This window comes from Aeromonas allosaccharophila (assembly GCF_016026615.1).
Taxonomy (GTDB): Bacteria; Pseudomonadota; Gammaproteobacteria; order Enterobacterales; family Aeromonadaceae; genus Aeromonas; species Aeromonas allosaccharophila.
Genome location: NZ_CP065745.1, coordinates 3,820,001 through 3,846,992, shown reverse-complemented (window position 1 = coordinate 3,846,992; position 26,992 = coordinate 3,820,001). Strand labels below are relative to the sequence as shown.

Annotated in this window: 26 protein-coding genes, 1 tRNA gene and 2 rRNA genes (1 of these 29 only partly in view); 14 read left to right on the top strand and 15 right to left on the bottom strand. The window is 59.9% G+C overall.

Annotated features, from left to right (window positions below):
- Positions 1-5 precede the first annotated feature (5 nt).
- Both kefF and I6G90_RS17620 read right to left on the bottom strand, forming a co-directional pair.
- On the bottom strand, positions 6-602 hold the full coding sequence (kefF, locus tag I6G90_RS17625) for a glutathione-regulated potassium-efflux system oxidoreductase KefF (protein WP_005339958.1): 597 nt from the start codon (positions 600-602) through the stop codon (positions 6-8).
- A gap of 101 nt (positions 603-703) precedes the next feature.
- Positions 704-1,546, bottom strand: a complete 843-nt coding sequence (locus tag I6G90_RS17620) for a LysR family transcriptional regulator (RefSeq protein ID WP_042081422.1) — start codon at positions 1,544-1,546, stop codon at positions 704-706.
- A 143-nt stretch (positions 1,547-1,689) separates the two neighbouring features.
- On the opposite strand from I6G90_RS17620, the gene I6G90_RS17615 reads away from it, so the two are divergent.
- The 6 genes from I6G90_RS17615 (at position 1,690) to I6G90_RS17590 (ending at position 9,732) form a co-directional block, all read left to right on the top strand.
- Positions 1,690-2,412 (top strand): SDR family oxidoreductase, encoded by a 723-nt coding sequence (locus I6G90_RS17615; protein WP_005348556.1) that lies wholly within the window; start codon positions 1,690-1,692, stop codon positions 2,410-2,412.
- An 88-nt stretch (positions 2,413-2,500) separates the two neighbouring features.
- On the top strand, positions 2,501-2,824 hold the full coding sequence (locus I6G90_RS17610) for a hypothetical protein (RefSeq protein WP_197928505.1): 324 nt from the start codon (positions 2,501-2,503) through the stop codon (positions 2,822-2,824).
- 45 nt (positions 2,825-2,869) lie between these two features.
- Positions 2,870-3,301: a DUF411 domain-containing protein gene (locus tag I6G90_RS17605; RefSeq protein ID WP_197928503.1), complete on the top strand. Its 432-nt coding sequence runs from the start codon at positions 2,870-2,872 to the stop codon at positions 3,299-3,301.
- Between the two features lie 234 nt (positions 3,302-3,535).
- Entirely contained in the window at positions 3,536-5,689 is a 2,154-nt protein-coding gene (locus tag I6G90_RS17600) for a S9 family peptidase (protein WP_197928501.1), read from the top strand.
- A gap of 412 nt (positions 5,690-6,101) precedes the next feature.
- Entirely contained in the window at positions 6,102-7,073 is a 972-nt protein-coding gene (locus I6G90_RS17595; RefSeq protein ID WP_042057072.1) for a TAXI family TRAP transporter solute-binding subunit, read from the top strand.
- Between the two features lie 103 nt (positions 7,074-7,176).
- Complete coding sequence (locus tag I6G90_RS17590; protein WP_197928500.1) at positions 7,177-9,732, top strand: TRAP transporter permease; 2,556 nt, start codon at positions 7,177-7,179, stop codon at positions 9,730-9,732.
- Between the two features lie 523 nt (positions 9,733-10,255).
- On the opposite strand, the gene I6G90_RS17585 is transcribed toward I6G90_RS17590, so the two are convergent.
- Positions 10,256-11,509 (bottom strand): phospholipase D-like domain-containing protein, encoded by a 1,254-nt coding sequence (locus I6G90_RS17585; protein WP_197928499.1) that lies wholly within the window; start codon positions 11,507-11,509, stop codon positions 10,256-10,258.
- Positions 11,510-11,582: 73 nt separating this feature from the next.
- On the opposite strand from I6G90_RS17585, the gene I6G90_RS17580 reads away from it, so the two are divergent.
- Positions 11,583-11,759 (top strand): hypothetical protein, encoded by a 177-nt coding sequence (locus I6G90_RS17580; protein WP_005339947.1) that lies wholly within the window; start codon positions 11,583-11,585, stop codon positions 11,757-11,759.
- Here the strand turns inward: I6G90_RS17580 and I6G90_RS17575 are convergent.
- The 3 genes from I6G90_RS17575 to tatA all read right to left on the bottom strand — a co-directional run bounded on the left by I6G90_RS17575 (position 11,737) and on the right by tatA (position 13,868).
- Positions 11,737-13,158, bottom strand: coding sequence for an MltF family protein (locus I6G90_RS17575; RefSeq protein ID WP_197928498.1), 1,422 nt, complete (start codon positions 13,156-13,158; stop codon positions 11,737-11,739). The two genes, I6G90_RS17580 and I6G90_RS17575, sit on opposite strands and share 23 nt — an antisense overlap.
- A 229-nt stretch (positions 13,159-13,387) precedes the next feature.
- The gene (locus tag I6G90_RS17570; RefSeq protein ID WP_005339945.1) at positions 13,388-13,690 is read right to left on the bottom strand and encodes a YfcZ/YiiS family protein; all 303 of its coding nucleotides are present in this window, start codon (positions 13,688-13,690) and stop codon (positions 13,388-13,390) included.
- A 16-nt stretch (positions 13,691-13,706) separates the two neighbouring features.
- Positions 13,707-13,868: a twin-arginine translocase TatA/TatE family subunit gene (gene tatA / locus I6G90_RS17565; RefSeq protein WP_005339944.1), complete on the bottom strand. Its 162-nt coding sequence runs from the start codon at positions 13,866-13,868 to the stop codon at positions 13,707-13,709.
- Between the two features lie 276 nt (positions 13,869-14,144).
- Between tatA and I6G90_RS17560 the strand changes: the two genes are divergently transcribed.
- On the top strand, positions 14,145-15,113 hold the full coding sequence (locus tag I6G90_RS17560) for a LysR family transcriptional regulator (RefSeq protein WP_111806270.1): 969 nt from the start codon (positions 14,145-14,147) through the stop codon (positions 15,111-15,113).
- Positions 15,114-15,188: 75 nt separating this feature from the next.
- Here the strand turns inward: I6G90_RS17560 and I6G90_RS17555 are convergent, their stop codons facing one another.
- Positions 15,189-15,788 (bottom strand): YhgN family NAAT transporter, encoded by a 600-nt coding sequence (locus I6G90_RS17555; protein WP_042057060.1) that lies wholly within the window; start codon positions 15,786-15,788, stop codon positions 15,189-15,191.
- Positions 15,789-15,886: 98 nt separating this feature from the next.
- Entirely contained in the window at positions 15,887-16,132 is a 246-nt protein-coding gene (locus I6G90_RS17550; protein ID WP_042057059.1) for a YecH family metal-binding protein, read from the bottom strand.
- A 209-nt stretch (positions 16,133-16,341) separates the two neighbouring features.
- Between I6G90_RS17550 and I6G90_RS17545 the strand changes: the two genes are divergently transcribed.
- The gene (locus I6G90_RS17545; protein WP_197928497.1) at positions 16,342-17,625 is read left to right on the top strand and encodes a dicarboxylate/amino acid:cation symporter; all 1,284 of its coding nucleotides are present in this window, start codon (positions 16,342-16,344) and stop codon (positions 17,623-17,625) included.
- An 11-nt stretch (positions 17,626-17,636) separates the two neighbouring features.
- Here the strand turns inward: I6G90_RS17545 and I6G90_RS17540 are convergent, their stop codons facing one another.
- Both I6G90_RS17540 and I6G90_RS17535 read right to left on the bottom strand, forming a co-directional pair.
- Positions 17,637-17,951, bottom strand: a complete 315-nt coding sequence (locus I6G90_RS17540) for a putative signal transducing protein (RefSeq protein WP_058054231.1) — start codon at positions 17,949-17,951, stop codon at positions 17,637-17,639.
- A gap of 9 nt (positions 17,952-17,960) precedes the next feature.
- Entirely contained in the window at positions 17,961-18,863 is a 903-nt protein-coding gene (locus tag I6G90_RS17535) for a LysR family transcriptional regulator (protein WP_197928496.1), read from the bottom strand.
- Between the two features lie 96 nt (positions 18,864-18,959).
- On the opposite strand from I6G90_RS17535, the gene I6G90_RS17530 reads away from it, so the two are divergent.
- Positions 18,960-20,012, top strand: a complete 1,053-nt coding sequence (locus I6G90_RS17530) for an HlyD family secretion protein (protein WP_111806266.1) — start codon at positions 18,960-18,962, stop codon at positions 20,010-20,012.
- Positions 20,012-21,565 (top strand): DHA2 family efflux MFS transporter permease subunit, encoded by a 1,554-nt coding sequence (locus I6G90_RS17525; protein ID WP_197928495.1) that lies wholly within the window; start codon positions 20,012-20,014, stop codon positions 21,563-21,565. The genes I6G90_RS17530 and I6G90_RS17525 overlap by 1 nt, the downstream gene beginning before the upstream one ends.
- Before the next feature lie 78 nt (positions 21,566-21,643).
- Here the strand turns inward: I6G90_RS17525 and I6G90_RS17520 are convergent, their stop codons facing one another.
- Entirely contained in the window at positions 21,644-22,270 is a 627-nt protein-coding gene (locus I6G90_RS17520; RefSeq protein WP_197928494.1) for a lysoplasmalogenase, read from the bottom strand.
- Between the two features lie 187 nt (positions 22,271-22,457).
- Between I6G90_RS17520 and I6G90_RS17515 the strand changes: the two genes are divergently transcribed.
- Positions 22,458-22,601 carry a hypothetical protein gene (locus I6G90_RS17515; protein WP_162182404.1) on the top strand — a complete coding sequence of 48 codons (144 nt, stop codon included), beginning with the start codon at positions 22,458-22,460 and terminating at the stop codon, positions 22,599-22,601.
- A gap of 213 nt (positions 22,602-22,814) precedes the next feature.
- Here the strand turns inward: I6G90_RS17515 and I6G90_RS17510 are convergent, their stop codons facing one another.
- On the bottom strand, positions 22,815-23,933 hold the full coding sequence (locus I6G90_RS17510) for a fatty acid desaturase (protein WP_197928493.1): 1,119 nt from the start codon (positions 23,931-23,933) through the stop codon (positions 22,815-22,817).
- A 147-nt stretch (positions 23,934-24,080) separates the two neighbouring features.
- On the opposite strand from I6G90_RS17510, the gene fabR reads away from it, so the two are divergent.
- The gene (fabR, locus tag I6G90_RS17505) at positions 24,081-24,701 is read left to right on the top strand and encodes an HTH-type transcriptional repressor FabR (protein ID WP_058054236.1); all 621 of its coding nucleotides are present in this window, start codon (positions 24,081-24,083) and stop codon (positions 24,699-24,701) included.
- A gap of 19 nt (positions 24,702-24,720) precedes the next feature.
- Positions 24,721-25,086 (top strand): YijD family membrane protein, encoded by a 366-nt coding sequence (locus tag I6G90_RS17500; protein WP_075111781.1) that lies wholly within the window; start codon positions 24,721-24,723, stop codon positions 25,084-25,086.
- Between the two features lie 336 nt (positions 25,087-25,422).
- Here the strand turns inward: I6G90_RS17500 and I6G90_RS17495 are convergent.
- From I6G90_RS17495 to I6G90_RS17485, 3 genes are all read right to left on the bottom strand, one after another.
- Positions 25,423-25,499 (bottom strand) — tRNA-Asp (locus I6G90_RS17495).
- A gap of 97 nt (positions 25,500-25,596) precedes the next feature.
- Positions 25,597-25,711 (bottom strand): 5S ribosomal RNA (gene rrf, locus I6G90_RS17490).
- Positions 25,712-25,837: 126 nt separating this feature from the next.
- Positions 25,838-26,992, bottom strand: a 23S ribosomal RNA gene (locus tag I6G90_RS17485); it runs 1,734 nt beyond the window's last position.

Here is a 26,992-nt window from a genome sequence, read left to right as displayed (position 1 = left end):
TTTCATCAGAGCACCTCCAGCAAGTCGCGCAGATAAGGACGCCCGGCCAGTTGCTCCGGGGTCAGCTGATCGTCACGCAGGGCGCAGAGCAGCTGGCGATAATCCTGACCGCAGCGGCGCAGGGCGGCGGGATCCTTGATCTTGTGAAAGGAGTGCAGCACGAAGGGGGGCAGCCAGTTCATGCCGCACAAGGTGGCAGCTTGTTGAAATGGCAGCAAAAAATCGAGCAGCGGTCGGCTGTTGTACCCCTCGCTACAGTAGGACTCCGGCGCCCCGCCTGTGGTGATGGCGCTCAGCCACTGCTTGCCCTTGAGGGCATGGGCTTCGGGGCCATAGGCGTAGCCATACTCCAGCACCAGATCCATCCACTCCTTCATGATGGCCGGGCAGGAGTACCAGTAAAACGGGTGCTGAAAGACGATGATGTCGTGCTCACAGAGCAACGCCTGCTCCCGCTTCACATCGATGAACATGTCGGGATAGTGCTGATAGAGGTCGTGAACCGTGACCCCTTCCAGCCCCTCAATCGCCTGCAACAGCTGCTTGTTGGCCCGCGAGCTCTGCAGAGCGGGATGGGAAAAAATTACCAGAATGCGTTTCATGACCACATCACCCGAACAAAGCCTTGCGGTGCAAGGCGCGGTAAACAGAAAAGGGGAGTCTGGGGAGCTGCATCGTAAAGGTGCACAGGAAAGCGACCTTATCAGGAAGCGCCATAACCTGCCAACTCGGGGATCAGCTCCCGCAGCGCCGGATTGAGGGTCTGGTGGGCGGGATAGCAGAGGCCAATCCGGCGAAACATCCGCGGCCCGCTCACCGGCAAGGTACAGAGCCCTGCCTCATCCTCCACCAGCCCGTCCGGCAGAAAACTGATGCCGACCCCCGCCAGCACCAGCGCCATCACCAGCCCCTTGCTCTCGGCCTTGGCCACCAGATTGAGGGTAAGCCGGTCACAGGCCAGTAGGCCGATAGTCTGCTGGTGCGCCTCGCAGGGCGGGCACTCAATAAAATCATAATGTTGCAGCTCGGCCAGCTCGATCCTTTCGCGACTGGCCAGGGGATGATCGACCGGCACGCAGAGCACGTAATCCTCCTCCCACAGCGGCAGAAAGATCTCGTCCTCCCGGCGCAGAGCATCCAGCGTCAAGCGGCAGTCAGCGGGCGTAGCGTAGTCGGAGAGGGTGAGATCCAGCTGCGGCAACACGCGCTGTACTTGCTGCAGCAGCCCGGCCACACGGCGGCGACTCAAGTCCGGCATGATGGCGATATTGAGCCTCGCACGCGTCGCTTTCTGGCGAAACAGCTCCGGCAGACGGCGCGCCTCCTCCACCAGCTTGACCGCGTGAGGATAGAGATAGTGGGCCGGATCTTTCGCCACCACCCCCTTCTTGCCCCGGACAAACAGGCTGTCACCGAGCGCCTCTTCCAGCTGGCGCAGTCCCGCCGAGAGGGAGGGCTGGCTGACGTGGCAGCGCTCGGCCGCCGCCGTGATGTTCTTCTCTTCATAGATGGCGATGAAGAAACGCAGCAATCTCAAGTCCAGCATACGCCCAACCATAGTTTTTTCAGATGATAACCAGCGGAAAACAATATTTATCACTTATAGATGCAGTGACTATAGTGATTGGGTTCCGTGCTGGCCAGCCACCCGTTTGCTCAAACCGACTCTTGAATCAGAAGGAAAGACCCATGTCCAAATCTCTCGTCGTGATCACCGGCGCCTCCGCCGGGATCGGTGCCGCCATCGCCCGAGCCTTCTCTGCTGCCGGTCATCCGCTGTTGCTGCTGGCCCGCCGGGTCGAGCCGATGCAGGCACTGAATCTGCCCGATACCCTCTGCATCGGGGTCGATGTGACCGACACCGCCGCCATGAAAGCCGCCGTCCAGCAGGCAGAAGCCAAATTTGGCCCGGTGGGGTGTATGGTCAACAACGCCGGCGTCATGCTGCTGGGTCAGGCCGATGTGCAGGATCCCGCCGAGTGGCAGCAGATGCTCAACATCAACGTGATGGGGGTGCTGAACGGCGTCCACGCAGTGCTGGCAGGCATGAAGGAGCGCCGCAGCGGTACCATCATCAACATCAGCTCCATCGCCGGTCGCAAGACCTTCCCGAACCATGCCGCCTACTGCGCCACCAAGTTCGCCGTGCACGCCCTGACCGAGAACATCCGGGAAGAGGTGGCCGATGTCGGTGTGCGGATGGTGACCATTGCCCCGGGTGCGGTCGAAACCGAACTGCTCAGCCACACCACTGACGAGAGCATCAAGGCCGGTTATCACGACTGGAAAGATCAGATGGGCGGCGTCATTGCGCCGGAAGTGATCGCCGATGCCGTGCTCTACGCCTGGAACCAGCCTGCCAACGTCTGCGTGCGCGAGATCGTGCTGGCGGCGACCCGTCAGCAACCTTGAATCCAGCTGACTGACACCATGGGGAGGGCTTGACCCTCCCCCGGGGCACAGGGTTACCATGTGCCCCTTGTTATTTTCGAGTCATTCCATGGTTCTCACCCGTCGCCAACTCGCTCACGCCCGTCGCTGGCTCCCCTTGTGGAGTCTGGTGCTGGTGTTGATGTCGTTTGGCAGCCGGGCCGCAACCGACCTCTGTACCCTGACCACCCACTGCAGCCAGAGCGAGCGCACCCTGGAAAAAGCGATGCCCTGCGGCAGCTTTACCACCGCCCTCTCGATGACGCTGGTGGGCAGCGACAGCCTGACGGTCGCCATGCTGGAACCGGATACTCCCGACTTCGCCTCCCCCTCTCTCTTTATGCCGGACGCCCCGTGCGAGCGGCTTGAACGCCCCCCACGCACCCAGATCTGAAATTCATCCCGTATCGGGCAACTTTTCTTGAATCTGAGGTGAGTAATGTACAAACCCCTGTTACTGGCCATGCTGGCCGGTACCGTCAGCTTTTCGGCCCTCGCGGCCGAGAAGATGACCGTCTACAAATCCAAATATTGTGGCTGCTGCCAAAGCTGGAACGAGCACATGGAGCAGAATGGCTTCGAACTGGACGTCATCGAAACCGAGCAGCTCGGCGCAGTGAAGCAGCAATACGGTATCGCGCCGGAACTGGCCTCTTGCCATACCGGTATCGTAAATGGCTATGTGATCGAGGGGCATGTACCGGCCGCCGATGTGCAGAAGCTGCTCAGGGAAAAACCGGCAATTCGTGGCCTGACCATTCCGGGCATGCCCCAGAGTGCGCCGGGCATGGATATTCCGGGCCATCCCTATGAGGTACTGAGTATCAGCAACGAGGGCGCGACCACCCGCTGGTCGAGCTACCCCGGCTGACGAAGACTGGTCATGAGAGGACACTCCCATATCATGTGAGGCACACCTGAGCGGACTCTTGCCGCTCATGGCCAGAAAGAGGGCCGCTATCGCGAGATAGCGGCTTTTTTTGATTACATTTCCTGCAATAACAAGGGATTGCTTGCAACCACCGGCAACAAGGGGCAGATTTAATGCCAATTCATGGAGCCGATGCTCAGGTCTACCAACCCTTTCCAGCGCCAAGGATGCGACATGTTTACCTTTTCCCGAGGAGTTCTGCTGCTAGCCTTTCTGACAGTTCTCCCCCCCACTTATGCCAATGAAGAGCCCGCCATGCTGACAAGCGAACATCCAATCCAGCCGCCCGTGGCCGCCAAACATCCCCGCACCCTGAAAAAACACGGGGATACCCGCATCGATAACTACTACTGGCTGCGCGACGACCAGCGTCAGGCGCCGGAAGTATTGCAATACCTCGAGGCCGAGAACGCCTACACCGAGGCCATGCTCAAGCCGACCCAGCCCCTGCGCGAACAGCTCTACAAGGAGATGGTGGCCCGCATCCCCCAACAGGATGAGTCGGTGCCCTATGTGAAGAATGGCTACCGCTACCAGACCCGCTATGAGCCGGGCAAGGAGTACGGGATCTATTCGCGCACCAAGCTCGGCGAAGAGCAGGCGAGCCTGCTGCTCGACAGCAACCAGCGGGCTGAAGGGCACGAGTTCTATGCCCTCGGCGCCCTTGAGGTGAGCCGCAACAACCGCTGGCTGGCGGTGGCGGAAGATTTCCTCTCCCGCCGTCAGTACCAGATCCAGTTCCTCGATCTGGAGAGCGGCCAGTGGGCCACCGACAAACTGGAAAATACCTCCGGCAATCTGGTGTGGGCCAACGACAACAAGACCGTCTTCTATGTGCGCAAGCACCCGCAGACCCTGCTGCCCTATCAGGTCTATCGCCACACGCTCGGGACGGATCCGGCCACGGACAAGCTGGTCTACGAGGAGAAGGATGACTCTTTCTACGTCAGCCTCTACGCCACCACTTCGGAAGATTTCATCGTCATCGCTCTCTCCAGCACCACCACCGGCGAAGCGCGGCTAATCGATGCCAACCAGCCGGAGCACGCCCCCCGCCTGTTCCTGCCCCGTCAGGTGGATCACGAATACAGCCTGGATCACTACCGCGGCCGCTTCTATGTGCGCTCCAACAAGGACGGCAAGAACTTCGGCCTCTACGAGACCAAGGAGAGCCCGGTCGATCGCTGGAAGGCGGTAATCGCCCCCAATCCGGACGTGCTGCTGGAGAGCTACGCCCTGTTCAAGGATTGGCTGGTACTGGAAGAGCGCAACAAGGGGCTGACCCGACTGCGCCAGATCAATTGGCAGAGCGGTGACGAGAAGGAGATCGCCTTCGACGATCCCGCCTATGTCACCTGGCTCGCCTACAACCCGGAGCCGGATACCAGCGCCCTGCGCTATGGCTACTCCTCCATGACCACCCCCGCCTCCACCTATGAGCTGGACATGGCGAGCGGCAAGCGCACCTTGCTCAAGCAGCAGCCGGTGGCCGGCTTCAAGGCCGACCAGTACGCCAGCGAGCGACTCTGGGTGACCGCCCGCGACGGCGTATCGGTGCCGGTGTCGCTGGTCTATCGCAAGGACAAGTTCAAGAAAGAGCTGGCCGATGCGCCCAAGAATCCGCTGCTGGTCTATGGCTACGGCTCCTACGGTGCCAGCATGGATCCCGACTTCAGCAGCTCGCGCCTGAGCCTGCTGGATCGCGGCTTCGTCTACGCTATCGCCCATATCCGGGGTGGTGAAGAGCTGGGCCGTCACTGGTACGAAGATGGCAAGCTGCTGAAAAAACAGAACACCTTCAATGACTTCATCGATGTCACCAAGGTGCTGGTTGAGCAAGGCTACGGTGCCAAGGATCAGGTCTACGCCATGGGCGGCAGCGCCGGTGGCCTGCTGATGGGGGCAGTCATCAATCAGGCGCCCGAACTCTATCGCGGCGTGGTGGCGCAGGTGCCGTTCGTCGATGTGGTCACCACCATGCTGGACGAGTCGATTCCCCTCACCACCGGGGAGTATGACGAGTGGGGCAACCCGAACCAGAAGCGCTACTACGACTACATGAAGAGCTATAGCCCCTACGATCAGGTGAAGGCGCAAGCTTACCCCAACCTGCTGGTCACCACCGGGCTGCACGACTCGCAAGTGCAGTATTGGGAGCCCGCCAAGTGGGTCGCCAAGCTGCGCGAACTGAAGACGGATGATAACAAGTTGTTACTGAACACCGACATGGACGCCGGCCACGGCGGCAAGTCGGGCCGCTTCAAAGCCTACGAGGATATCGCGCTGGAATACGCCTTTATCCTGGATCTGGCCACCCCGACCAACTGATCCATCATGACCCCGGCCCTTGTCACGCAAGGGCCGCATAAGAATCCTCTCGTAGTTTTTCCCTCTTCCATTTCCCTTCATATCAAATTAATCTGCGGCTAGAAAATGAATGATCGAGGTCATGTTTCTCAAGATTTAACTCCGTGATTTTGCCATTTCGTTTGATTTATGTTGGGTGAATGTGCTTAATCGGAGTGCTTGCAACTTTTTATTTGGCCCCTCAGGGGCCAATTTATCTTCGACCGACAGGAGGTCGGTAGCCTCACCACAGGATGAGGGTGACTGCCGGAAAGGGGTGATCAACTTCCCCGCTTTCGTGCAACGAGAAGAGTGGGCAAGCCCGGCGCAGAACGGGGTTGCCATCAATTTATCCGGGGAACGGATAAACAAAATCAAAGAAAAGGGAGAAAAAATGAAAGGATTAACTTTGGCGTGCGCCCTGTCGGCGGCTCTGGTCGGTGTCTCATTCGGTGGCCCGGTACAAGCGCAGGAGCGCTTCGTGACCATCGGCACCGGCGGTCAGACCGGCGTTTACTATGTCGCTGGCCAGTCCATCTGCCGCTTCCTCAATCGCGGCGCCGCCGATCACCAGATCAAGTGCAACGCCCCGGCCAGTGGCGGCGGTGTTGCCAACGTCAACGGCATCCGCAGCGGCGAATTCAACTTCGGCATCATGCAATCCGACCACCAGTTCAAGGCGATGAAAGGGCTGCCGCCGTTCCAGGCCGAAGGTGCCATGGATGACATTCGCGCCGTCTTCTCCCTGCAGAGCGAGGTGTTCACCATCCTGGCTCGCCGCGATGCCAAGATCGCCAGCTTCGACGATCTGAAAGGCAAGCGCGTCAACATCGGCAACCCGGGCTCCGGCCAGCGTGACACCATGGAAGAGATCATGGCGGTCAAAGGCTGGAAGAAGGGCGACTTCGGTCTGGTCTCCGAGCTGAAACCGGCCGAACAGGCCTCTGCGCTGGGTGACAACAACATCGACGCCATGAGCTACTTTGTGGGTCACCCGAACGGCGCCATTCAGGAAGCCTCCACCACCACTGATGCGGTACTGGTACCTGTGACCGGCGCCGACATCGACAAGCTGCTGGCCGAGAAGAGCTACTACAGCAAGGCCGAAATCCCGGGCGGCATCTACAAGGGCAGCGACAAGCCGACTCCCTCCATCGGTGGCAAAGCGGTGCTCTCCACCAGCGCCAAAACCGATCCGGAAGTGGTCTATCAGCTGGTCAAGTCGGTGTTCGACAACCTGGATCGCTTCAAGCGCCTGCACCCTGCCTTTGCCGACCTGAAAGAGGCCGACATGATCAAGGTGGGTCTCTCTGCACCGCTGCATGAAGGGGCTGCCCGCTACTACAAAGAGCGCGGCTGGCTCTGATTGAAGGCCCCGGGGCCTTTGTCACTCTCTTCGACACCCGTCTGCCGCCTGATTGCGGGGGCGGGTGTCGCTCTTGTTGTACTCGTTGGCACAAGTTAACCCTATGCAAGATAAACAACTCTCTACCGAGGAACTGATCGCCCAGGACGTGGGCGCTCGCCTGCCGCTGGGCCCGCTGGGCTGGATCATCACCGCCCTGGCGCTGGCCTGGTCGCTGTTCCAGCTCTGGATCGCCTCGCCACTCCCCTTCATGGTGGGGTTTGGCGTACTCAATGACACCGAAACCCGCTCAATTCACCTCACCTTTGCCCTATTGCTGGCGTTTCTGGTGTTCCCGGCATTTCGCTCCTCGCCGCGAGATCGGGTCCCCCTCGGCGATATCGCCCTCGGCCTGATTGCTGCTGGCGCCGCTTCTTACCTGTTCGTGATGTATGAAGCGCTGGCGCTGCGTCCCGGCACCCTCACTACCGCCGATCTGGTGACCGCCTGCATCGGCATTCCGCTGCTGCTGGAAGCGGCGCGCCGCGCGCTGGGGCCAGCACTGGCGGTCATCGCCATCGTCTTTCTGGTCTACAGTCTGGCGGGCCCCTGGATGCCGGGGCTGCTGGCGCACCGCGGGGTCAGCTTCAGCGCACTGGCCAACCACCAGTGGATCACCACCGAAGGGGTGTTCGGCATCGCCCTTGGCGTCTCCACCAGCTTCGTGTTCCTGTTCGTGCTGTTCGGCGCCTTGCTGGAGCGGGCCGGTGCCGGTCACTACTTTATCCAGCTCGCCTTCAGCCTGCTCGGTCACCTGCGCGGTGGCCCGGCCAAAGCGGCAGTGGTTGCCTCCGGCCTGACCGGTCTGATCTCCGGCTCGTCGATTGCCAACGTGGTGACCACCGGCACCTTCACCATCCCGATGATGAAGAAGGTGGGCTTCAGCTCAGAGAAGGCGGGGGCGGTCGAAGTGGCCTCCTCGGTCAACGGCCAGATCATGCCACCTGTGATGGGGGCCGCCGCCTTCCTGATGGTGGAGTATGTGGGCATCCCCTATGTGGAGATCATCAAGCACGCCTTCCTGCCTGCCGCCATCTCCTATATCGCGCTGCTCTACATCGTCCATCTGGAGGCGCTGAAACTGGGCATGCAGCCCATCGGCAACCATCAACCCAAACCCTGGCTGCGCCGCCTGACCGGCTTCGCCTTTGGCGCGGCCCTCATCAGCGGCCTGTCACTGGCGGTCTACTATGGCCTCGGCTGGCTCAAACCTGCACTGGGTGACTATGCCCTGCCGGGGATCTCGGTACTGCTGGCTGCCACCTATGTGGCCCTGTTGAAGATCGCCGCCAGCAATGAACCGTTGCCCGCCGAAGATCCCGACAAGCCGCTCACCGAGTTGCCCGATACCCGCGCCGTGCTGCTCTCCGGCCTGCACTTCCTGCTGCCGGTGGTGGTACTGGTGTGGTGCCTGATGGTGGAACGCCTCTCGCCGGGGCTGTCGGCCTTCTGGGGTACCGTGATGCTGGTGATCATCCTGCTGACCCAGCGCCCGCTGCTCAACTGGCTACGAAAGGACGGTAAGCACGACTACGGCACTGTCGTGGACGGCGTGGTGGATCTACGGGAAGGGCTGGTCGCCGGGGCCCGCAACATGATCGGTATCGGCATTGCCACCGCCACCGCGGGGATTATCGTGGGTGCGGTCTCCCAGACCGGGGTCGGTCTGGTGCTGGCGGATCTGGTGGAGTTCCTCTCCATGGGCAATCTGCTGCTGATGCTGCTGCTGACCGCCCTGCTGAGCCTGATCCTCGGCATGGGGCTGCCCACCACCGCCAACTACATAGTGGTGTCCAGCCTGCTGGCACCGGTGGTAGTGACGCTGGGGCAGCAAAACGGGCTGATCGTGCCGCTGATCGCGGTGCACCTGTTCGTCTTCTACTTCGGCATCATGGCCGACGTGACACCGCCGGTGGGACTGGCCTCCTTCGCGGCAGCCGCCGTCTCCAAGGGCGATCCCATCAAGACCGGGATAACCGCCTTCTACTACAGCCTGCGTACCGCGGCGCTGCCGTTCCTGTTTATCTTCAACACCGATCTGCTGCTGATCGACGTGGACTTTGCCCACGGCGTGCTGATCTTCATCGTGGCGACCATCGCCATGCTGATCTTCGCCGCCGCCACCCAAGGCTGGTTCCTGGTGAAGAGCCGCTGGTACGAGAGCGTGCTGCTGCTGCTGGTCGCCTTTACCCTGTTCCGCCCGGGTTTCTGGATGGACATGGTGCACGACCCCTATCGCGAGACCCCGCCTGCCCAGCTGGCCCAAACCATGGGTGAAGTGGAAGCGGAGAGCACCCTGCGGCTGCGGATCCTCGGTGAAGATGCGGTGGGCAAGCCACGCAAGTTCACCCTGCTGGTCGCCGTACCGGATGGGGCAAATGGCGAAGAGCGGCTGGCCAATCTGGGGCTGAGCCTCTATGAGCAGGATGGCAAGACGCTGATCGACAGCGTCGCTTTTGGCAGCCCGGCCGCCACCATGGGACTGGAGTTCGATCAGGAGATCCTCACCGTCAAGGCGCCAACCGAGCGCTGGACCAAGGAGTGGATGTGGATCCCGGGCTTCCTGCTGTTCGGGGTGATCGTCTGGCTGCAGCGTCGCCGCAGCGTCAAGGCCGGTTAATCCACCGGGCAGATGAGACAGAGGGCCGCTTATTGCGGCCCTCTTTTTATTGCCTTGCCCTCTGCGGCTCTTGCGATGAGCAACAGTCATGGAAACAGGTAAACGGTGGCGAGCGGCCAAAAAAAGTGGGGTGACATGTCCATGTCACCCCCTCGCAAATAGCATGTTCCATATTGGAGTCCGGCCACGCCAGGTCTCTGTTTCACTTTCCGATAGTTCGCGACCCATCTTAAGTGCGCGCCAATTGCAGCGATGCAACTGGCCAGCTACCCGTTACAACCTTCGTCCACACGGCAGACAAGCCACCGTGTTTGTCCTTGCAACTGAAATATTACGCATAAAAACAAAATAAAAAACGTTTTTATGCCCATTCCATTCACATTCAAGTACAAAAAACAGCCTTATCATCACCGCTAAATTGTTATAAAACAGCAAGATAGATTCATGCATGGTTATTCACCCGCAAAGGGCATCAGCAATGGCTTACAAGGCTTTGCGAGATCTCGCACAAAAAATGGCCGCCTCACAGCCAGCGGCGCAGCGGCAACCAGTCGCTCAGGCGGGAGATCAGCCGCCTTGACCACCCCTCGGGTTTACGCGGCGATCCATCGGCCTGCTCCTGCCAGCGAGCCAGCCACGTTCGCAGCGCCTCGCAGAGCGGCGGGCAGTGCAGATGCAGCATCAGCTCGGTATTGAGAAACAGCGAGCGGGGATCGAGGTTGAGGCTGCCAAACAGCGCACGATCCTGCCCCAGCAAGATCAGCTTGGCATGCAGACTGCCGTGGCCGTGGTCAAACTCGGCAACCCGGATCCCGCGGCGCTGCAACCAGCCGAGATAGCGCTGATAGGCGCCATAGACCAGCGGCACATCGGTACTGGCCAGCGAGTTGGTGAGAATGTCGATGGCGACCCCCTGCTGGCGCAGCCGCGCCAGACGGTGCCGAAACCCGCGGGTAAGGATGAGGTAAGGGGTCACCAACCCCAGCGAGCCAGGATTGTCAGCCAGCTGGCGCCACAGCTGACGGGCGGTGGAGGGGCGGGAGATCAGCCCCTTGCCGGGACGGTCGAACCACACCTTGGCCCGCCCCTCATGCCACTGCAGCGGCACATCGCTCTCGTCAAACAGCGCTACAGGCAGATCGTAGACCGTGGCCACCGCCGGATCCGCCATGGTGAACAGGAAGTCGTTGACCACTTCTATTTCGGCGGGCAGCAGCTCGCGGCGCAGCAGATGGCGGATGGGGTGGCTCCAGCGGCTGTGCCAGAACTGCTCGAACCCCTGCGCCATCTGCTGGCACAGCCCCCCCTGACAGGCGAGATCGAGATCCACGAAGGGGGCCTGCAGATCCAGCCCGAAGTAGCGATCGCCGATGTTGCGCCCGCCGATCAGCGCCAGCTTGCCATCCACCAGCAGCAGCTTGTTGTGCATCCGGTGGTTGATGCGGCGAAAGCTGAGCAACCCCTCCAGCAACAGTGCCAGCGGGCGCCAGCCCCGCAGCCAGAAGGGGTTGAACAGCCGCACCTCTATCCCCGGATAGTGAGCCACCACCTCCAGAAAGCGGTTGTCACCGGCATAGAGATCATCCACCAGCAGTTGCACCTTGACGCCACGCCGGGCGGCGTGGAGCAGCTCGCTCAGCAGCAGCTTGCCGCTGCTGTCCTCCTCCCAGCTGTAGTACTGCGCCTGGATCCGTTCGCGGGCATGGCGGATCCAGTGACAGCGCACCTTGAGTGCCAGCCGGGGATCGTCGATCAGGGCAAAGGATCCGGGGATCATGGTGTCATCCTGCTGTCATGGCCGGGTGTCATAACGCTGGCGAGCCTCTTCACATATTCAAAAGGAGTTGCTGATGGAACTGCATGATACCCCGATGTTGCGCTATCTGGGCCAGCTCAGCCAGCCAGATCTCATCCCGGCTACCGGCCCCGCCCACTGGTTCCTGCAACACAGGGACGGTGGCTGGCAATTGCCGACCGTGCAGGCAACCCTGCCGGTCAACCGGCTCAGGGCTGAGCCGCTTCGATAGCGGCAGCCTTGCCCTCGATCTGGGGCAGGCTGAAACGATAGGCCACGTAGTACTTGTAGATGGTGCCGACATAGTTGATCGGCCCCTGTCCGACCTCGTTGGCCACCAGCTGATCCACGTTGCCGAACCAGACGTTGGGATCGAGCCCCAGCTTCTCTGCCTTGCCCCGCAGCGCCTGCACCCGGTTAGGCCCCGCGTTGTAGGCAGCGAGGGCAAACAGGTGGCGGTTGAGCCGATCCAGCTCGGGATCATTGAAGTAGGTATCGAGGATCAACCGCATGTAGCGGCAGGCTGCTTCCACATTGCCCTCAAGGGTGGTCAGTCTGGCGCCGTTGATGCCGACCTCCCGTCCCGTACTGGGCAGCAGTTGCATGATGCCCACAGCCCCCTTGTGCGAACGCACCTTGGGATTGAGGCCGGACTCCTTGTAGCCGAGCGCCGCCAGCATCAGCCAGTCGAGATCGTATTGATTGGCGTACTTCTCCAGCACCTTGCGAATGGTCGCCAGTCGCCCCATGGGGTCCGGCGCCAGGATATTGCTCATCTGATCGCTGTGAACCAGCAACCGGCGCAGGGTCATGTCGCTGTAGAGGCTGTTGCGGCTGACGCTCGCCAGATAACCGTTGACCGCCTTGAGCAGCTCGGGGCTGTTCTTGCGTAGCGCCCAGGCACTGGTGCCGTTGCTGCGCAGGGGGATCAGCTTATGGGCCTTGAGGCCGGAGATCATCCCCCCCAGCCAGATCCGCCCCTTGTAGCTGTCGGTCACCGTCAGGGGAATAATGCCGGCGGCCACCATCTCCAGCAGATCGCCATCCTGCAGGTACTCGGGCACCGTTTCGATATAAACGGGGGGCAGCCCCAGCTCGCGAAACAGCCAGTTGAGCTGGCGCAGACTCTCGTAGTAGCTGGAGCTGGCACGCACCCAGACCCGTCTGCCGGAGAGCTGGGTAATGCGGCTGAAGGCGGGCAGGCTGTTCTGGCTCACCACCCACTCCTCGATGGAGGAGATGAGCGGCCGGGAAAAGGCCACCTGTTCACGCCGGGTCGGGGTCACCGTCATGGTCGCCGCCACCAGATCGCCGCGCCCCTCGGCCAGATAGTCCAGCAGCTTGTCCTGGCGCACCGGGATGTAGACCACCTTGAGCTTGACCTTCTCCTTGGCGAGATAGGTCTTGTTCAGCCAGCGCTCGAACCCTTGCAACTGGTTGACCAGAATGCCGTACTGGGAGCCGCGATCGAGAAAATAGAAGCCGCGCTCATAGACCACCAGAGCCCTGAGTTCGCGTTTTTGCAGAATGCTTTCGAGGTCCCCGGGTTGGGGCAGACGCAGTGGCTTGAGTTCAGCCGCCAGCAGGGGAAAACAGCAAAGAGCCAGCAGAGCCCAGATCCAGCGTCGCATCACGATGGCTGCCCCTGCGCTAACGTCACGCCTGCTGCGGGTTGGCAGCACGGATCACGATAGAAGGTGGGATTGGGGGCAGAGATCCATCGCTGCGTCATGATGTTTGCGCCTTCTGTTGGCCGACTCGCGCCGGGCAAAAACGTCTGTGGGATAGAGTAACTATAGAACGCCGACCCACAGCAGAAGGGTCAACACGGCAGGCAAACCTGCCGCGTTATCAGACCACTCAGATAGAGCGGGCCCGCATTTCGAAAATCAGTTTTTCGGCGGTGCAGGTGAATTGCAGGCGGGCTTTCAGGATTACGCCGTTGGCGCCCTGGGTCAGTTCGCTGCTCACTTGAGCTTCGGCAGTGACCTGCTTGGCCAGTGCTTCATAGGCAGCCAGCTTGGCGCGGGCATCCGCCTCGGCCGCGGCTTCAATCACCAGATCCATCACATCGTCGCCTTCGCCGATGATGGTGCCGATCTCGGCAAAACAGCCGCAGCTGTCACAGGTTTCGTTCAGTTCAACTTTCTCGTCTACAGACATTTTCTACTCCTACTGCTTATTTCGGATGATTTGCGTCGTCACGCATCGCCTTGCGAAAATCTTTAATGGCGGTCCCCAGATCCTCACCTGCACTGGCAAGACGCTTGCTGCCGAAGACCAGCACAACGACCAGCAAGAGGATCAACATATGCCAGATATGAATTCCACCGAGTCCCATAGGGATACTCCCTCACAAAGAGATATCTGTTACTTGTATCAAAATAGAGCGCAGGGATTGTTGGGCAAAATCAAGGCAGGTGCAAGTGAGCAAATAAATCATAGCCAAAAAATAGGGCGACCCTGAGGTCGCCATATTGATTGTGCTACATGTCCCCTCAACCGCTACATCCTGTACCAGTGGTTCATGCGAACCTGAGACCATTCGAGGATAAGATCGCCAAGATATGAAAACAAATGGTATAAATTCATCTTAGAATTGAAGAGGATTCATATCATGCTGCTGGAACAACTGGGTCGCATCGACCTCAATTTGCTGATTATCCTGCAGGTGCTGCTGGAAGAGCGCAACGGCAGCAAGGCCGCACGCCGCCTTCATCTGAGCCAGTCTGCGGTCAGCAAGGCCCTCGGCCGCCTGCGCGATACCTTCAACGATCCCCTCTTCATCCGCTCCGCCTACGGGCTGGAACCCACCGGCCGCGCCCTTGCGCTGCAACAGCAGTTGCAACCCATCCTGCTGTCGCTGGACAACCTGATCCAGCCGCCCGAGTTCGACCCCGCCAGCTCCGAGCGGGAGTTCGTCATCGCCAGCATGGACAGCGCCTTCACCCTGTTTGCGCCGCTCTACCTGAGCGAGCTGAAGCGGCAGGCACCACGGATCCGCCTGCGCTATGAGGAGTGGACCGAAAACAGTCTGACCGAGATGAGTCAGGGACAGGTGGATATCGCCTTCGCGGTGCGGGAGAACTGCATCAGCTCCGATTACCGGCTCGACACCCTGCCCGACAGCATCTGCCAGCGGGTGCTGGCGGTCGATGATCTCACTTGTCTGGTGCAGCAGCACCACCCCGCGCTGCGGGAGCCCAACTGGAATCTGGATCACTACCTCAGCTACCCCCATGTGCAGACTTACTGCGAGGGGCGGGATCGCTGGATGCTGGATCACAAGCTGGCGGAGCAGGATCTCTATCGACGTATCGAGGCGACCGTGCCCTCCTTCGAGGCGGCGCTGCGGATGGGGATGCACTCCGACATGATAGTGACGCTCTCCAAGCTCTACGCCCGCCACGCCACCCAGGTCTATCCGCTGTTGCAACTGCCGCTGCCCATCGGGTTGGACAGCATCTCCCATCTGCTGATCTGGCATCAGCGTCACAGCGAGGATCCGGGCCACCGCTGGCTGCGGGAATTGCTGCTCTCCCTCATCATGAGCAAACTGGAACCCGCAGCGACCACACTCGGGTGACGGCATACCTTCTTGGCGGCACAAAAAACGGGGCTCTGCATAGCCCCGTTTCATTCATTCCGGCATGTAAACCGGTCAGCCCTGACCGGTCACCGCCAGATAGTGATGTACGCCATCAAGCAGCATCTGCACCGAGATCATCACCAGCAGCATGCCCATCAGCCGCTCCACCGCAGTGAGTCCCCGCTCACCCAGCAGCTTGTTGAATACCTCGTAGAACATCAGGATCACCGCGCTGGCGGCCCAGGCCATAAAGAGCGCCAGCGACCAGTCCACCATCCGGGCTGGCTCCTGATTGGCCAGCAGCATCAAAGAGGCAAGGATCGAAGGACCGGCGATCATCGGGATCGCCATCGGCACCAGGAAGGGCTCCTCGCCCGCCGCCAGTCCGGTCACCCCTCCTTCACTCGGGAAGATCATTTTGATGGCGATCAGGAACAGGATGATGCCCCCCGCAATACTGACCGCTTCCTGCCGCAGATTGAGGAAGCCGAGGATCTGCTGACCGACAAACAGGAACAGCATCATGATGGCCAGCGAGAAGAGCAGCTCGCGGATCATCACCTTGCGGCGTCGCTTGGGATCGATATGACGCAGGATAGAGAGGAAGACCGGCAGGTTGCCCAGCGGGTCCATGATCAGAAACAGCATGACTGCGGCAGAAAAAGTATCCATACAACGCCCGGGCTACGCCCTGAATAGGGAAAAGAGAGGGGGCGAAATATAGCAAAGGGCGAAGAATTGAGCGAGCGCCAGATGCGCTCGCTGCGGGGTTAACCGTGGTTGCAGATCTTGTCGGCATGGGTCTGGAAGCCCTCTGCCGAGTCGATAAATTTGCCACGAGCGGCCAGGAAGTCGATCAGCGCTTCTGCATCCATCTCGCTGGCACTGCAGGTATGAAAACGGGCTTCGGCACCGAACCGCTCCGCCATCGCCTGTTTCAGGCTGGCACGGGTAAATTGCCCCCCTTGCGCCAGCATCATCTCCATCACTTCGTGACCATGAACCGATTGCGACATCTCTCACCTCAATAATGAACATATTTAATGCCAATTAAATATCGCCCCGCCCGGAGGGATCTTGATATAGGCCAATAAATTGCGCATTACCTGGCCAGGGGAGTGGTCACCGCCGCCGCTTTGTCGATAATGTGGCAACCCGCGTCAGGGATCGCTACACTGGCGCCCCTTTTTGGCCATCGCAGACAATGTATAAGGATATTGGCGTCATGCTGTTCCATGGAGAGGCTCTCAAGCCCTGGCAGATCTGGACCCGCCGCCCCCTCTGGCTCAAGACACTGATCGGCATGCTGACAGGGATTGGTCTGGGCGTCGGTTTTGAACAGCAGGCCCTGCTGCTCAAGCCCCTTGGCGTCTTGTTCGTCAACACCATCCAGATGCTGATGGTGCCCCTTATCTTCTGCTCGGTCATCGCCGGTCTCACCTCGCTGCTCAAGGGCAAGGCCCTCGATCGCATTGGCAGCAAGGCGATCTGCCTCTACTTCTGCTCGACAGCCATCGCTATCTGCATCGGCCTGATGATGGGCTGGCTGCTGGAGCCCGGCATGGGTGCCGACATGGGCCCCTATGAGCGCATCGGCATGTCGGAACCACCCACCATGGCCAGCGTGCTGAGCCATCTGGTGCCGAGCAACCCGGTACAGGCGATGGTGGATGGCAAGATCCTGCAAGTGATCGTCTTTGCGGTAGCGCTGGCGGTGGCCCTCAACGCCAGCGGCCGCCGTGGTCGCCCCGCCATCCTCTTCTTCACCTCGCTGGCCGAGGGGATGTTCAAGCTGACCCAGATGGTGATGGCGCTCGCCCCTTACGGTGTCTGCGCCCTGATGGCCTGGATGACCGGCAAGTACGGCCTAGACCTGCTGCTGCCACTGCTGAAGGTGATCGGCGCCGTCTACCTAGGCTGCCTGCTGCATGTACTCGGGATCTACAGCACCCTGCTGCTCCTGCTGGCACGGCTCAATCCACTGCACTACTTCAAGAGCATCGTCGATGCCCAGGCGGTGGCTTTCACCAGCAGCTCCAGCAGCTCTACCCTGCCCATCAGTCTGGCCTGCGCCGAGAAGCGGCTGGGGGTCTCACCCGCCATCACCGCCAAGGTGCTGCCCATCGGCGCCACTATCAACATGGATGGCACGGCCCTCTATCAGGGAGTCACCGCGCTGTTTGTGGCTCAGGCATTCGGGGTGGACCTGCACATGGTCGATTACCTGACCATCATCAGCATCGCCACCCTGGCCAGTATCGGCACCGCAGGTACCCCGGGCACCGGGCTCATGCTGCTGACCCTGACACTGACTGCGGTGGGCTTGCCGCTGGAAGGGGTGGCACTGATTGCTGGCATTGACCGGATCCTCGACATGGCGCGCACCACGGTCAATGTATCGGGGGATATTCTGGTATCGGTGCTGATCGCCCGCAGCGAAAACGAGCTGGATCTGGCGATCTATCACGATGCCAGCGCGGGGGAAGATATCGAGTTCCCGCCGCGCTAGCGGAAGAAAACTCAGCTGTCGTGGGGATCGTGATGACAGCGCCAGCAGACCTCAAAGTTGGCGCCGTTCTCCTCCCCGCACTGACCGCACAGCCAACCGTTACCCTGACGCTGCTGGTAACGCTCGATGACTCTTCCTGCCTTGCTGCGATCCTCGGCCCGCACCATCAGGGTCACCTGCAGCATGTCGACCGGCAGTTCGCCAAGGGCGCCGGACAGCCCCTCGCCATTGAGCCGCACCAGCACCCCTTCTGCCTCCAGCGCCCCTTTCAGGGCGTGTGCCTCCAGGGTATGAGAGGCGCGATAGAGATTGATCCAGTTATCCATAGCTCCCCCTTACAACAACTTGTCGATGCCAAACTCGGCGCCGTTCTCAATCATGAAATCGATGAATGCCCGCAACTTGCGTGGCATCAGCCGCCGTTCCGGAAACAGCAGGTAGATGGGCACCCTGGGCTGCTGCCACTCTGGCAGCAGGATCACCAGCTCGCCGCTGGCCAGCTCATCCTGACAGAGCATAGCGGGTAACGAGGCCAACCCCAGCCCCGCCTTTGCCGCCTCCCGGGCACAGGTAATATTATTGACCCGAAAACGGGATGGGGGGTCAACCAGCACCTCTCTGCCATCCAGCTCGAAGCACCAGTGAGAGGCGAGAAAACCGCTGCTCACCGTCACCCGCTCGTGATTGACCAGATCCTCCGGCCGCGCGATGGCCGGACTGCGCGCCAGATAGTCCGGGCTGGCACAGAGCAGCCGTCCGGTGCTCCAGAGCCGGCGCGCCGCCAGATTGGAGTCGCTCATGTCGCCAATCCGCACCACCGCATCCAGCCCTTCGCTGATGGGGTCCACCACCCGGTTGGTCAGCTCCAGCTCCACCTGCAGGGCAGGATAGGCCTGCAAAAACTTGGCGACCAAGCGCCCGACCACCAGTTGCCCTGTCTCGATGGGCACCGCCAGTTTGAGGATGCCGGTCACCTCCTGCTGGCTGGCGCTCAGCATCAGCTCGGCTTCGGTCAGGGCATCGACCGCCTTGCTGCAGTGCAGGTAGTACTTCTCCCCCTCCTCAGTCAGGGTGAGCTGACGGGTGGAGCGATAGAGCAGGCGCACCCCGAGCCGCTGTTCCAGCTCGGCGATGCGGCGGCTGACCATCGCCTTGGTCATCCCCAGCTCGCGAGCGGCTCCCGTAAACGAGCCTTTGTCGACGATTCGCACCAGAATTAACGCGGCATTGAGATCCATTGTTGCACCAGTGAAACTGTATATCTCGTGAACCAATACTAATCGAAACAGTTGACCAGTGTTAGCCTGCGCCCCTTAAGTTCAGGAATCACAAAAATGAGTCAACACAAAAAAATTCCCCTGCTGGCAGCCATGATATTGGCGCTGCTCGGTCTGCTGTTCGCCGGTTACTGGTATCTTCACGGCCGCTATTTTGAAAGCACCGACAACGCCTACCTGCAGAGTGAAGTGACCGGGATCAGCTCCAAGCTGCCCGGCTATATCCGCGAAGTGCTGGTCACCGACAACCAGCCGGTCAAAGCGGGACAGCTGATCGCCCGGCTCGATGACCGTGAATACAAGACCAAAGTGGCCGAGGCTGAGGCCGACCTGCATCTCAATCAGGCGACGGCCGAAAATCTCGCAGCTACCCGCACCCAACAGCTGAGCCTGATCCAGCAAGCCGAGGCCAAGGTCGCCTCCGCCAATGCCGAGCAGCTGCGCGCCAGCCAGCAGGTCAACCGCATCAGCCAGCTCAACCAGCGTCACTACAGCTCGCAAGACAGTCTGGACGAGGTGCGTGCCGGCCTGCAGGTCAATCAGGCGCAAGCCCAGGAGGCCAAAGCCGCCCTGCAGGCGGCCCGTGAACGACTGCTGGTACTGGATGCCGAGCGCAAGCAGAACCTGGCCAAGCTGGCATTGAGCGAAGCACAGCTGGAGCAGGCCAAGCTGGAGCTCGGTTACACCGAACTGCGGGCACCTGCCGACGGCATCATCGGCAAGCGCAGCCTGCGGGAAGGACTCTACGTCCAGTCCGGCATGCAGGTCGCCAGTCTGGTGCCGCTGCAACAGGTGTGGGTCGAGGCCAACTTCAAGGAGACCCAGCTCGCCCATATGCAGCCGGGCCAGAAGGTCGAAGTGGTGCTGGATGCCTATCCGGATCAACCGGTCGAGGGGATCATCGACAGCCTGGCCCCGGCGACCGGTGCCAAGTTCGCCCTGCTGCCGCCGGAGAATGCCACCGGCAACTTCACCAAAATCGTGCAGCGGGTGCCGGTCAAGATCCGCATCCCCGAGCCGGGCCTGCTGGCAGGCAAGCTGTTGCCGGGTCTCTCTACCGAAGTGATCGTGGATACCCGCACGCCTGATCCCGTGGTTGCCGCCAACTGATGGAACCCATTCCACGTCGCAACTGGATTGCGGTCATGGGGGGGCTTATCGGCGCCTTCATGGCCATCCTCGATATCCAGATCACCAATGCCTCCCTGAAGGATATTCAGGGGGCGCTATCGGCCACTCTGAGCGAAAGCTCCTGGATCTCCACCTCCTATCTGGTGGCGGAGATGATCGCCATCCCCCTGAGCGGCTGGTTGAGCCGGGGGCTGAGCGTGCGCCGCTACCTGCTGTGGACCACCGGCGCCTTCATCGTCGCCTCCGTGCTCTGCTCGTTCAGCTGGAACCTCACCAGCATGATCGTCTTCCGGGCGCTGCAGGGTTTCACCGGCGGGGCGCTGATCCCGATGGCCTTCTCCCTCATCGTTACCCTGTTGCCGCTACAGAAGCGGGCCACCGGCATGGCGCTGTTTGGCCTCTGCGCCACCTTCGCCCCCGCCATCGGCCCGACCCTCGGCGGTTGGCTCACCGAGCAGATGTCGTGGCACTACATCTTCTATCTCAACGTGCCGCCAGGCTTGCTGGTGATGGCCATGCTGGCCCACGGGCTGGATAAAAAACCGGTGGACTGGGCCGTGATCAAGCGGGTGGATCTCATCGGGATTGTCACCATGGCGCTCGGGCTCGGCTTGCTAGAGGTGGTACTGGAGGAGGGCAACCGGGAGGACTGGTTCGGCTCAAGCTTCATCGTGCGACTAGCGGTCATTTCGGCGGTAGCGCTAGTGTTCTTCGTCATCAGCCAGCTGATCCGCCGTCACCCGCTGGTCAATCTGCGGCTGCTGCACAACCCGCGCTTCGCACTGGCCTGCTTCGCCTATCTGATCCTCGGCATGGCACTGATGGGCTCTATCTATGTGCTGCCGCTCTATATGACCCAGATCCACAACTACAACGCGCTGGAAATCGGCGAGGTACTGATGTGGATGGGACTGCCGCAACTGCTGGTGCTGCCGCTGGTGCCCAAACTGACCCACAAGATAGACCCGCGCTATCTGGTGAGCTTCGGCTTCCTGATCTTCGCCGTCAGCTGCTTTATGAACGTCAACATGAGTGCCGACTACGCCGGGCCGCAGCTGATCCAGTCGCTCATCGTTCGGGCGCTGGGACAACCCTTCATCATGGTGCCGCTGTCGCTGGTCGCCACCGCCAGTCTGAGCCACGACGAGATCCCCTCCTCCTCGACCCTGCTCAACGTGCTGCGCAACCTCGGCGGTGCATTCGGTATCGCCATCATCGCGACCCTGCTCGACAACAATACCCGCACCCATGTGCTGCAAATTGGCAGCACTCTGGCTGCCAGCAGTATCGAGGGGCAGAGCTATCTACTGCAGCTGGCCCAGAGCATGATGGCGCAGGGCTCAGGCCCCGAGATTGCCCAGCAGCAAGCGCGGGCCATGCTGGCCAATACCATCAACCGGGAAGCGGCCATCATGGCCTACAACCAGGTGTTCTACATCATGGGGATCTTCCTGCTGATCGCCAGCGCCCTGATGCTGCTGCTCAAATCCCCCGCCCCGCGGGCAGCGGATGCCGAACCGTTAGAGGCGTGAAAAACCGCCGGGCATAAAACGAAAAACGGGCCAATGCCCGTTTTTCGTTATCTGTTACCCGCACTCAACCAGATGGCGTTATCCCGCCAGCGATCCCGCAATCAGGAATTGCGCGGCGAAGTAGCTGCTCATGACCCAGGCGCGGGCGTGGGGAAAGGGGCGGCGGAAGCGATCGAGCGCCAGCATGCTGTCGGAGAAGAGGAACATCAGCGCCCCCACCAGAGCGGCGGCAGAACCGGCGGTGAGCGAAGCATGCCAGGCACCGGCGGCCACCCAGGCCATGCCGATGATCACCAGCATGTAGCAGAAGACCGGGATCCGCATCTCCCCCAGCTTGCCCCACAGCAGACCAAAGACCATGCCGGCGATCAGCAACAGCAGCAAACCATCCAACAGATTGAGCACCAGCGGCCCCTGGGCAAAGCCGACGATATAGCAGAGATGCGCGACAAGAAATGCCGCCAACCCCTGAATGAAGCGATCGCTTGGCAGCATCAGCAGCACATCGCCCGCCAGCGAGAGGCAGAGGCCGAGCAGGATCCAGGCGTGAGAACCGTCGTGGTCATAACTCTGATAGCCGAACGCCAACGCGATGATAAGCAGCATGGTCAGCGGCTTGCTGATATAGAACTGGCGGCTGTCTGAACCGTAGGCAGCACGGATGTGCCACCAACCTGAAGCGATGATCAAGAAACTCAATAACATGCCCTGCTCCTCACCTGTTGCTCGCAGTCATACGGCAACCGTTTTTATCATGGTGCAGGGTAACAAATTCCCTCCCTCAGTGGCAGGGGTGCTTATCAAATGGACAGACTAAGCCTAAAGTCTAATTGCCGCCCCGAGTGGTTCAGGGCATAAGTGACGGGTCTGGAGGATCACCATGGAAGAAGCTATGAAAAACTATCTGCCCGCCATCGACATCATGATGTGCCATCTGGGGATCAGCTTTGAGCAGGCCTGCGAACAGCTGGGTCTCAGCCAGCAGGAGCAACAGGCACTGGATCAATTGCAACAACAGCAGAGCCAAGCCAACTAGCCCTCACGTTATTGGATATCATGATGTGCCATCCGGGGATCAGCGTTGAGCAGGCCTGCGAACAGCTGGGTCTCAGCCAGCAGGAGCAACAGGCACTGGATCAGTTGCAGCAACAGCAGAGCCAAACCAACTAGCCCGTTCAAACATGCATACCAAAGAGAAGACCGCCAGCTGGCGGTCTTCTCTTTTAGTCTGTTTGACACCGGCAAGGCATCATGCAATGCCTGCCAGCAGGCGGCTCCAGTTGCGTTTGCCTGCGATGAAGCCATCCCGCAGGGCACGGTACTCCAGTTGCAGCTTGAGGCGGTCATAGCGCGCCAACGCCTTGCGCTTGCGCAGCTCCAGCAGCCGTTTGCGACTGGCGTAGTAGTGTTGCAGCTGCTGGCTCAGCTTGTCGTACTCCTCCTGCAGCAGCGCCTGCCACAGTTCGCGATCCTCCTGTTTGCGCAATCTGGCTTGCGCCCGCTTCAGCTGCATCTGCAGCCGAGCCTGCTCAATACGCTCCTCCGGCGAGGATCTGAGATCCCCCGCCAGACCACACCAGGAGGCAAGCCGGATCAACCACTTGGTCGGGTCGAACTGCCACCAGTGAATGCCGTTGCGGTAGTCATTCTCGAACAGGTGGTGAAAGTTGTGGTACCCCTCGCCAAAGGTGAAAAAGGCCAGGATGCCGTTATCGCGGGCGGTATTGCGGTCGGTATAGGGCTGACTGCCCCAGATATGGGCCAGCGAGTTGATGAAGAATGTGGTGTGGTGCGTCATCACCATCCGCAGCACGCCCGCCAGCAGCAACATGCCGAACAGATCCCCGTGCCACAGACCAAACAGCAGCGGCAGACCCAGATTGGTCGCCAGCACCAGCACCAGATAGTGACGATGCTGAAACGCGATCACAGGGTTGTTCTGCAGATCCCGCACATTGCTGTAATCGCCATAGCGATCTCCCTGATGCTCCCGCAACATCCAGCCGATGTGGGAGTACCAGAAACCGCGCCCCGCACTGTAGGGGTCTTTTTCATTGTCATCCACATGGCGATGGTGACGGCGGTGATCGGCCGACCAGTGCAGGGCCGAATTCTGTAGCGCCAACGCGCCGCCGATGGCAAACAACCACTGCAAAGCGGGGTGCGCCTTATAGGCCTTGTGCGACCAGAGTCGGTGATAGCCTGCGGTGATGGAGAGACCACTCAGGCAGAACAACAACAGGAAACTGGCCCACTGCCAGAGATCGTAACCGTGGCTCATGCCGTACCAGGGCACGACAATCAGCGCCACTATCCCGGAGAGGGAGAACAGCAGGGTATTGGTCAAAATAATCGGGGGTCTGGCCATCTCATTGCATCCTTTCAGCGAACAGCTGTTCACCATTTTCCATGGCGATTTCCTCAGGGTCAATGGTAAAAAAGTAGGATACAAACCTGATCCTGAGGCGCCTTCGGGTTATCATTTGGCCTCGATAAGCTGAAGGTGACTGATTCTGTGGGTATTCGCGCTCAACAAAAAGAAAAAACCCGGCGTACATTGATCGATGCTGCATTCAGCCAACTGTGTGCCAACCGGAGTTTCTCCAATCTCAGCCTGCGGGAAGTCGCTCGTGAAGCGGGTATCGCCCCCACCTCTTTCTATCGCCACTTTCGCGACATGGAAGAGCTAGGCCTGACCCTGGTTGACGAAGGGGGTCTTACCCTGCGCCAACTGATGCGCCAGGCACGTCAGCGCATTGCCGGTGGCGGCAGTGTCATCAGCACCTCGGTGCAGACCTTTATGGAGTTCGTCGAGAACAACCCCAATATCTTTCGGCTGCTGCTGCGGGAGCGCTCCGGCACCTCGGCCGCCTTTCGTCAGGCAGTGGCGCGCGAGATCCAGCACTTCATCGCCGAGCTGACCGATTATCTGGAAGCCACCACTGAAGCGCCACGGGAAGATGCCTACATCCAGGCTGAAGCCATGGTCACCATCGTATTCAGTGCCGGTGCCGATGCGCTCGACATGACCAGCGAAGAGTGCCGGGCACTCTCCGATCGTACCATTAGCCAACTGCGGATGATCGCCATGGGCGCCGAGGTACAAAACCAGAAGCGCCGTGCACCTCACCCATGACCACAGGATGGAGAACGACATGCCTGAACAGCTTATGATCCCGAAAAAACCGCTCGCCATGGCGATGCTGATTGGCATCTGTGGCGATGCCTCGCTGGCCGTGCTGACCAACTCGGTGGTGCCTTTCTCCTTCTTCCCGCTGATTGCCCTCTGGCTGGCGGCCTACCAGCTGTTCCAGCACTATCGCCATGAACCCATGGTGGGCAATACCCCTGTCTGCACCCTGCTCTGCTTCTTTATCGGTGCCTTCGGCCACTCCGCGCTGCTCAAGGTGCAATACCCGGAGCTCGGCAGCAACTTCTTCTCCCTGATCATGATGCTGCTGCTGCTGGCAGCCCTCTCCATCAAGCTTGGCCTGAGCATTGGCAACAAAGAGAAGCCCTGATAAATCGACCGAGTGATGGCAATCACTGATAGATAAAGAAAAGAGGCCTTCCCAACGGGAAGGCCTCTTTGTTTGTGGCACACACATTAATCCAAGCGGGGCGGTGTCCGGATGAAGGAGGGGAGAGCATGAAGCACACCAGCACCCTGCCCCCGACAGATGCCGGTATTGACCGATAGCAGAGCGGCAAATGGTTGAGGAACGACCAGAAAAGGGCGGAATTTAGAGACAAAATAGCAAGGAGTGAGGGCTTTTTGGCCCAAGATGATAAAAACAAGACTTAAAAACGTCACATAGCAAAAAGGCCTTCCCAGTCGGGAAGGCCTTTCAAATTAGTGGCGGAGCGGACGGGACTCGAACCCGCGACCCCCGGCGTGACAGGCCGGTATTCTAACCGACTGAACTACCGCTCCGCTGTCTGGTTAGCTTTTCGCTAAATTGTCTGCCGCTTCAACGAGGTGTCATCCTCTCGGCCAACGTCGTGATGTCTCACAGCGTTGTTTAATTGGTGCCTGGCAGTGTCCTACTCTCGCATGGCGAATGCCACACTACCATCGGCGCTACCGCGTTTCACTTCTGAGTTCGGCATGGGATCAGGTGGTTCCACGGCGCTATGGCCGCCAGGCAAATTCTTCAATCTGAGAAAGCTGACGTGAATAACGATGTTGCTCGTGGCTTGTCGCTATCACTGAATTAGTTAGTAGTTCGCTTGGTATTTGCTACAAGGCCCAGAACACTTCTTGGGTGTTGTATGGTTAAGCCTCACGGGTAATTAGTATGGGTTAGCTCAACACGTCGCCGCGCTTACACACCCCACCTATCAACGTTGTGGTCTCCAACGGCCCTTTAGGACCCTCAAGGGGTCAGGGATGACTCATCTCAGGGCTCGCTTCCCGCTTAGATGCTTTCAGCGGTTATCGATTCCGAACTTAGCTACCGGGCAGTGCCACTGGCGTGACAACCCGAACACCAGAGGTTCGTTCACTCCGGTCCTCTCGTACTAGGAGCAACTCCCTTCAATCATCCAACGCCCACGGCAGATAGGGACCGAACTGTCTCACGACGTTCTGAACCCAGCTCGCGTACCACTTTAAATGGCGAACAGCCATACCCTTGGGACCGACTTCAGCCCCAGGATGTGATGAGCCGACATCGAGGTGCCAAACACCGCCGTCGATATGAACTCTTGGGCGGTATCAGCCTGTTATCCCCGGAGTACCTTTTATCCGTTGAGCGATGGCCCTTCCATTCAGAACCACCGGATCACTATGACCTACTTTCGTACCTGCTCGACCTGTCCGTCTCGCAGTTAAGCTGGCTTATGCCATTGCACTAACCTCCTGATGTCCGACCAGGATTAGCCAACCTTCGTGCTCCTCCGTTACTCTTTGGGAGGAGACCGCCCCAGTCAAACTACCCACCAGGCACTGTCCGCGAGCCCGATTCAGGGCCCTGCGTTAGAACATCAAACATACAAGGGTGGTATTTCAAGGACGGCTCCAGCGCAACTGGCGTCACGCCTTCAAAGCCTCCCACCTATCCTACACATGTAGGTTCAATGTTCAGTGCCAAGCTGTAGTAAAGGTTCACGGGGTCTTTCCGTCTAGCCGCGGGTACACCGCATCTTCACGGCGAATTCGATTTCACTGAGTCTCGGGTGGAGACAGCATGGCCATGGTTACACCATTCGTGCAGGTCGGAACTTACCCGACAAGGAATTTCGCTACCTTAGGACCGTTATAGTTACGGCCGCCGTTTACCGGGGCTTCGATCAAGAGCTTCGCTTGCGCTAACCCCATCAATTAACCTTCCGGCACCGGGCAGGTGTCACACCCTATACGTCCACTTTCGTGTTTGCAGAGTGCTGTGTTTTTGATAAACAGTCCCAGCCATCTGGTCACTGCGA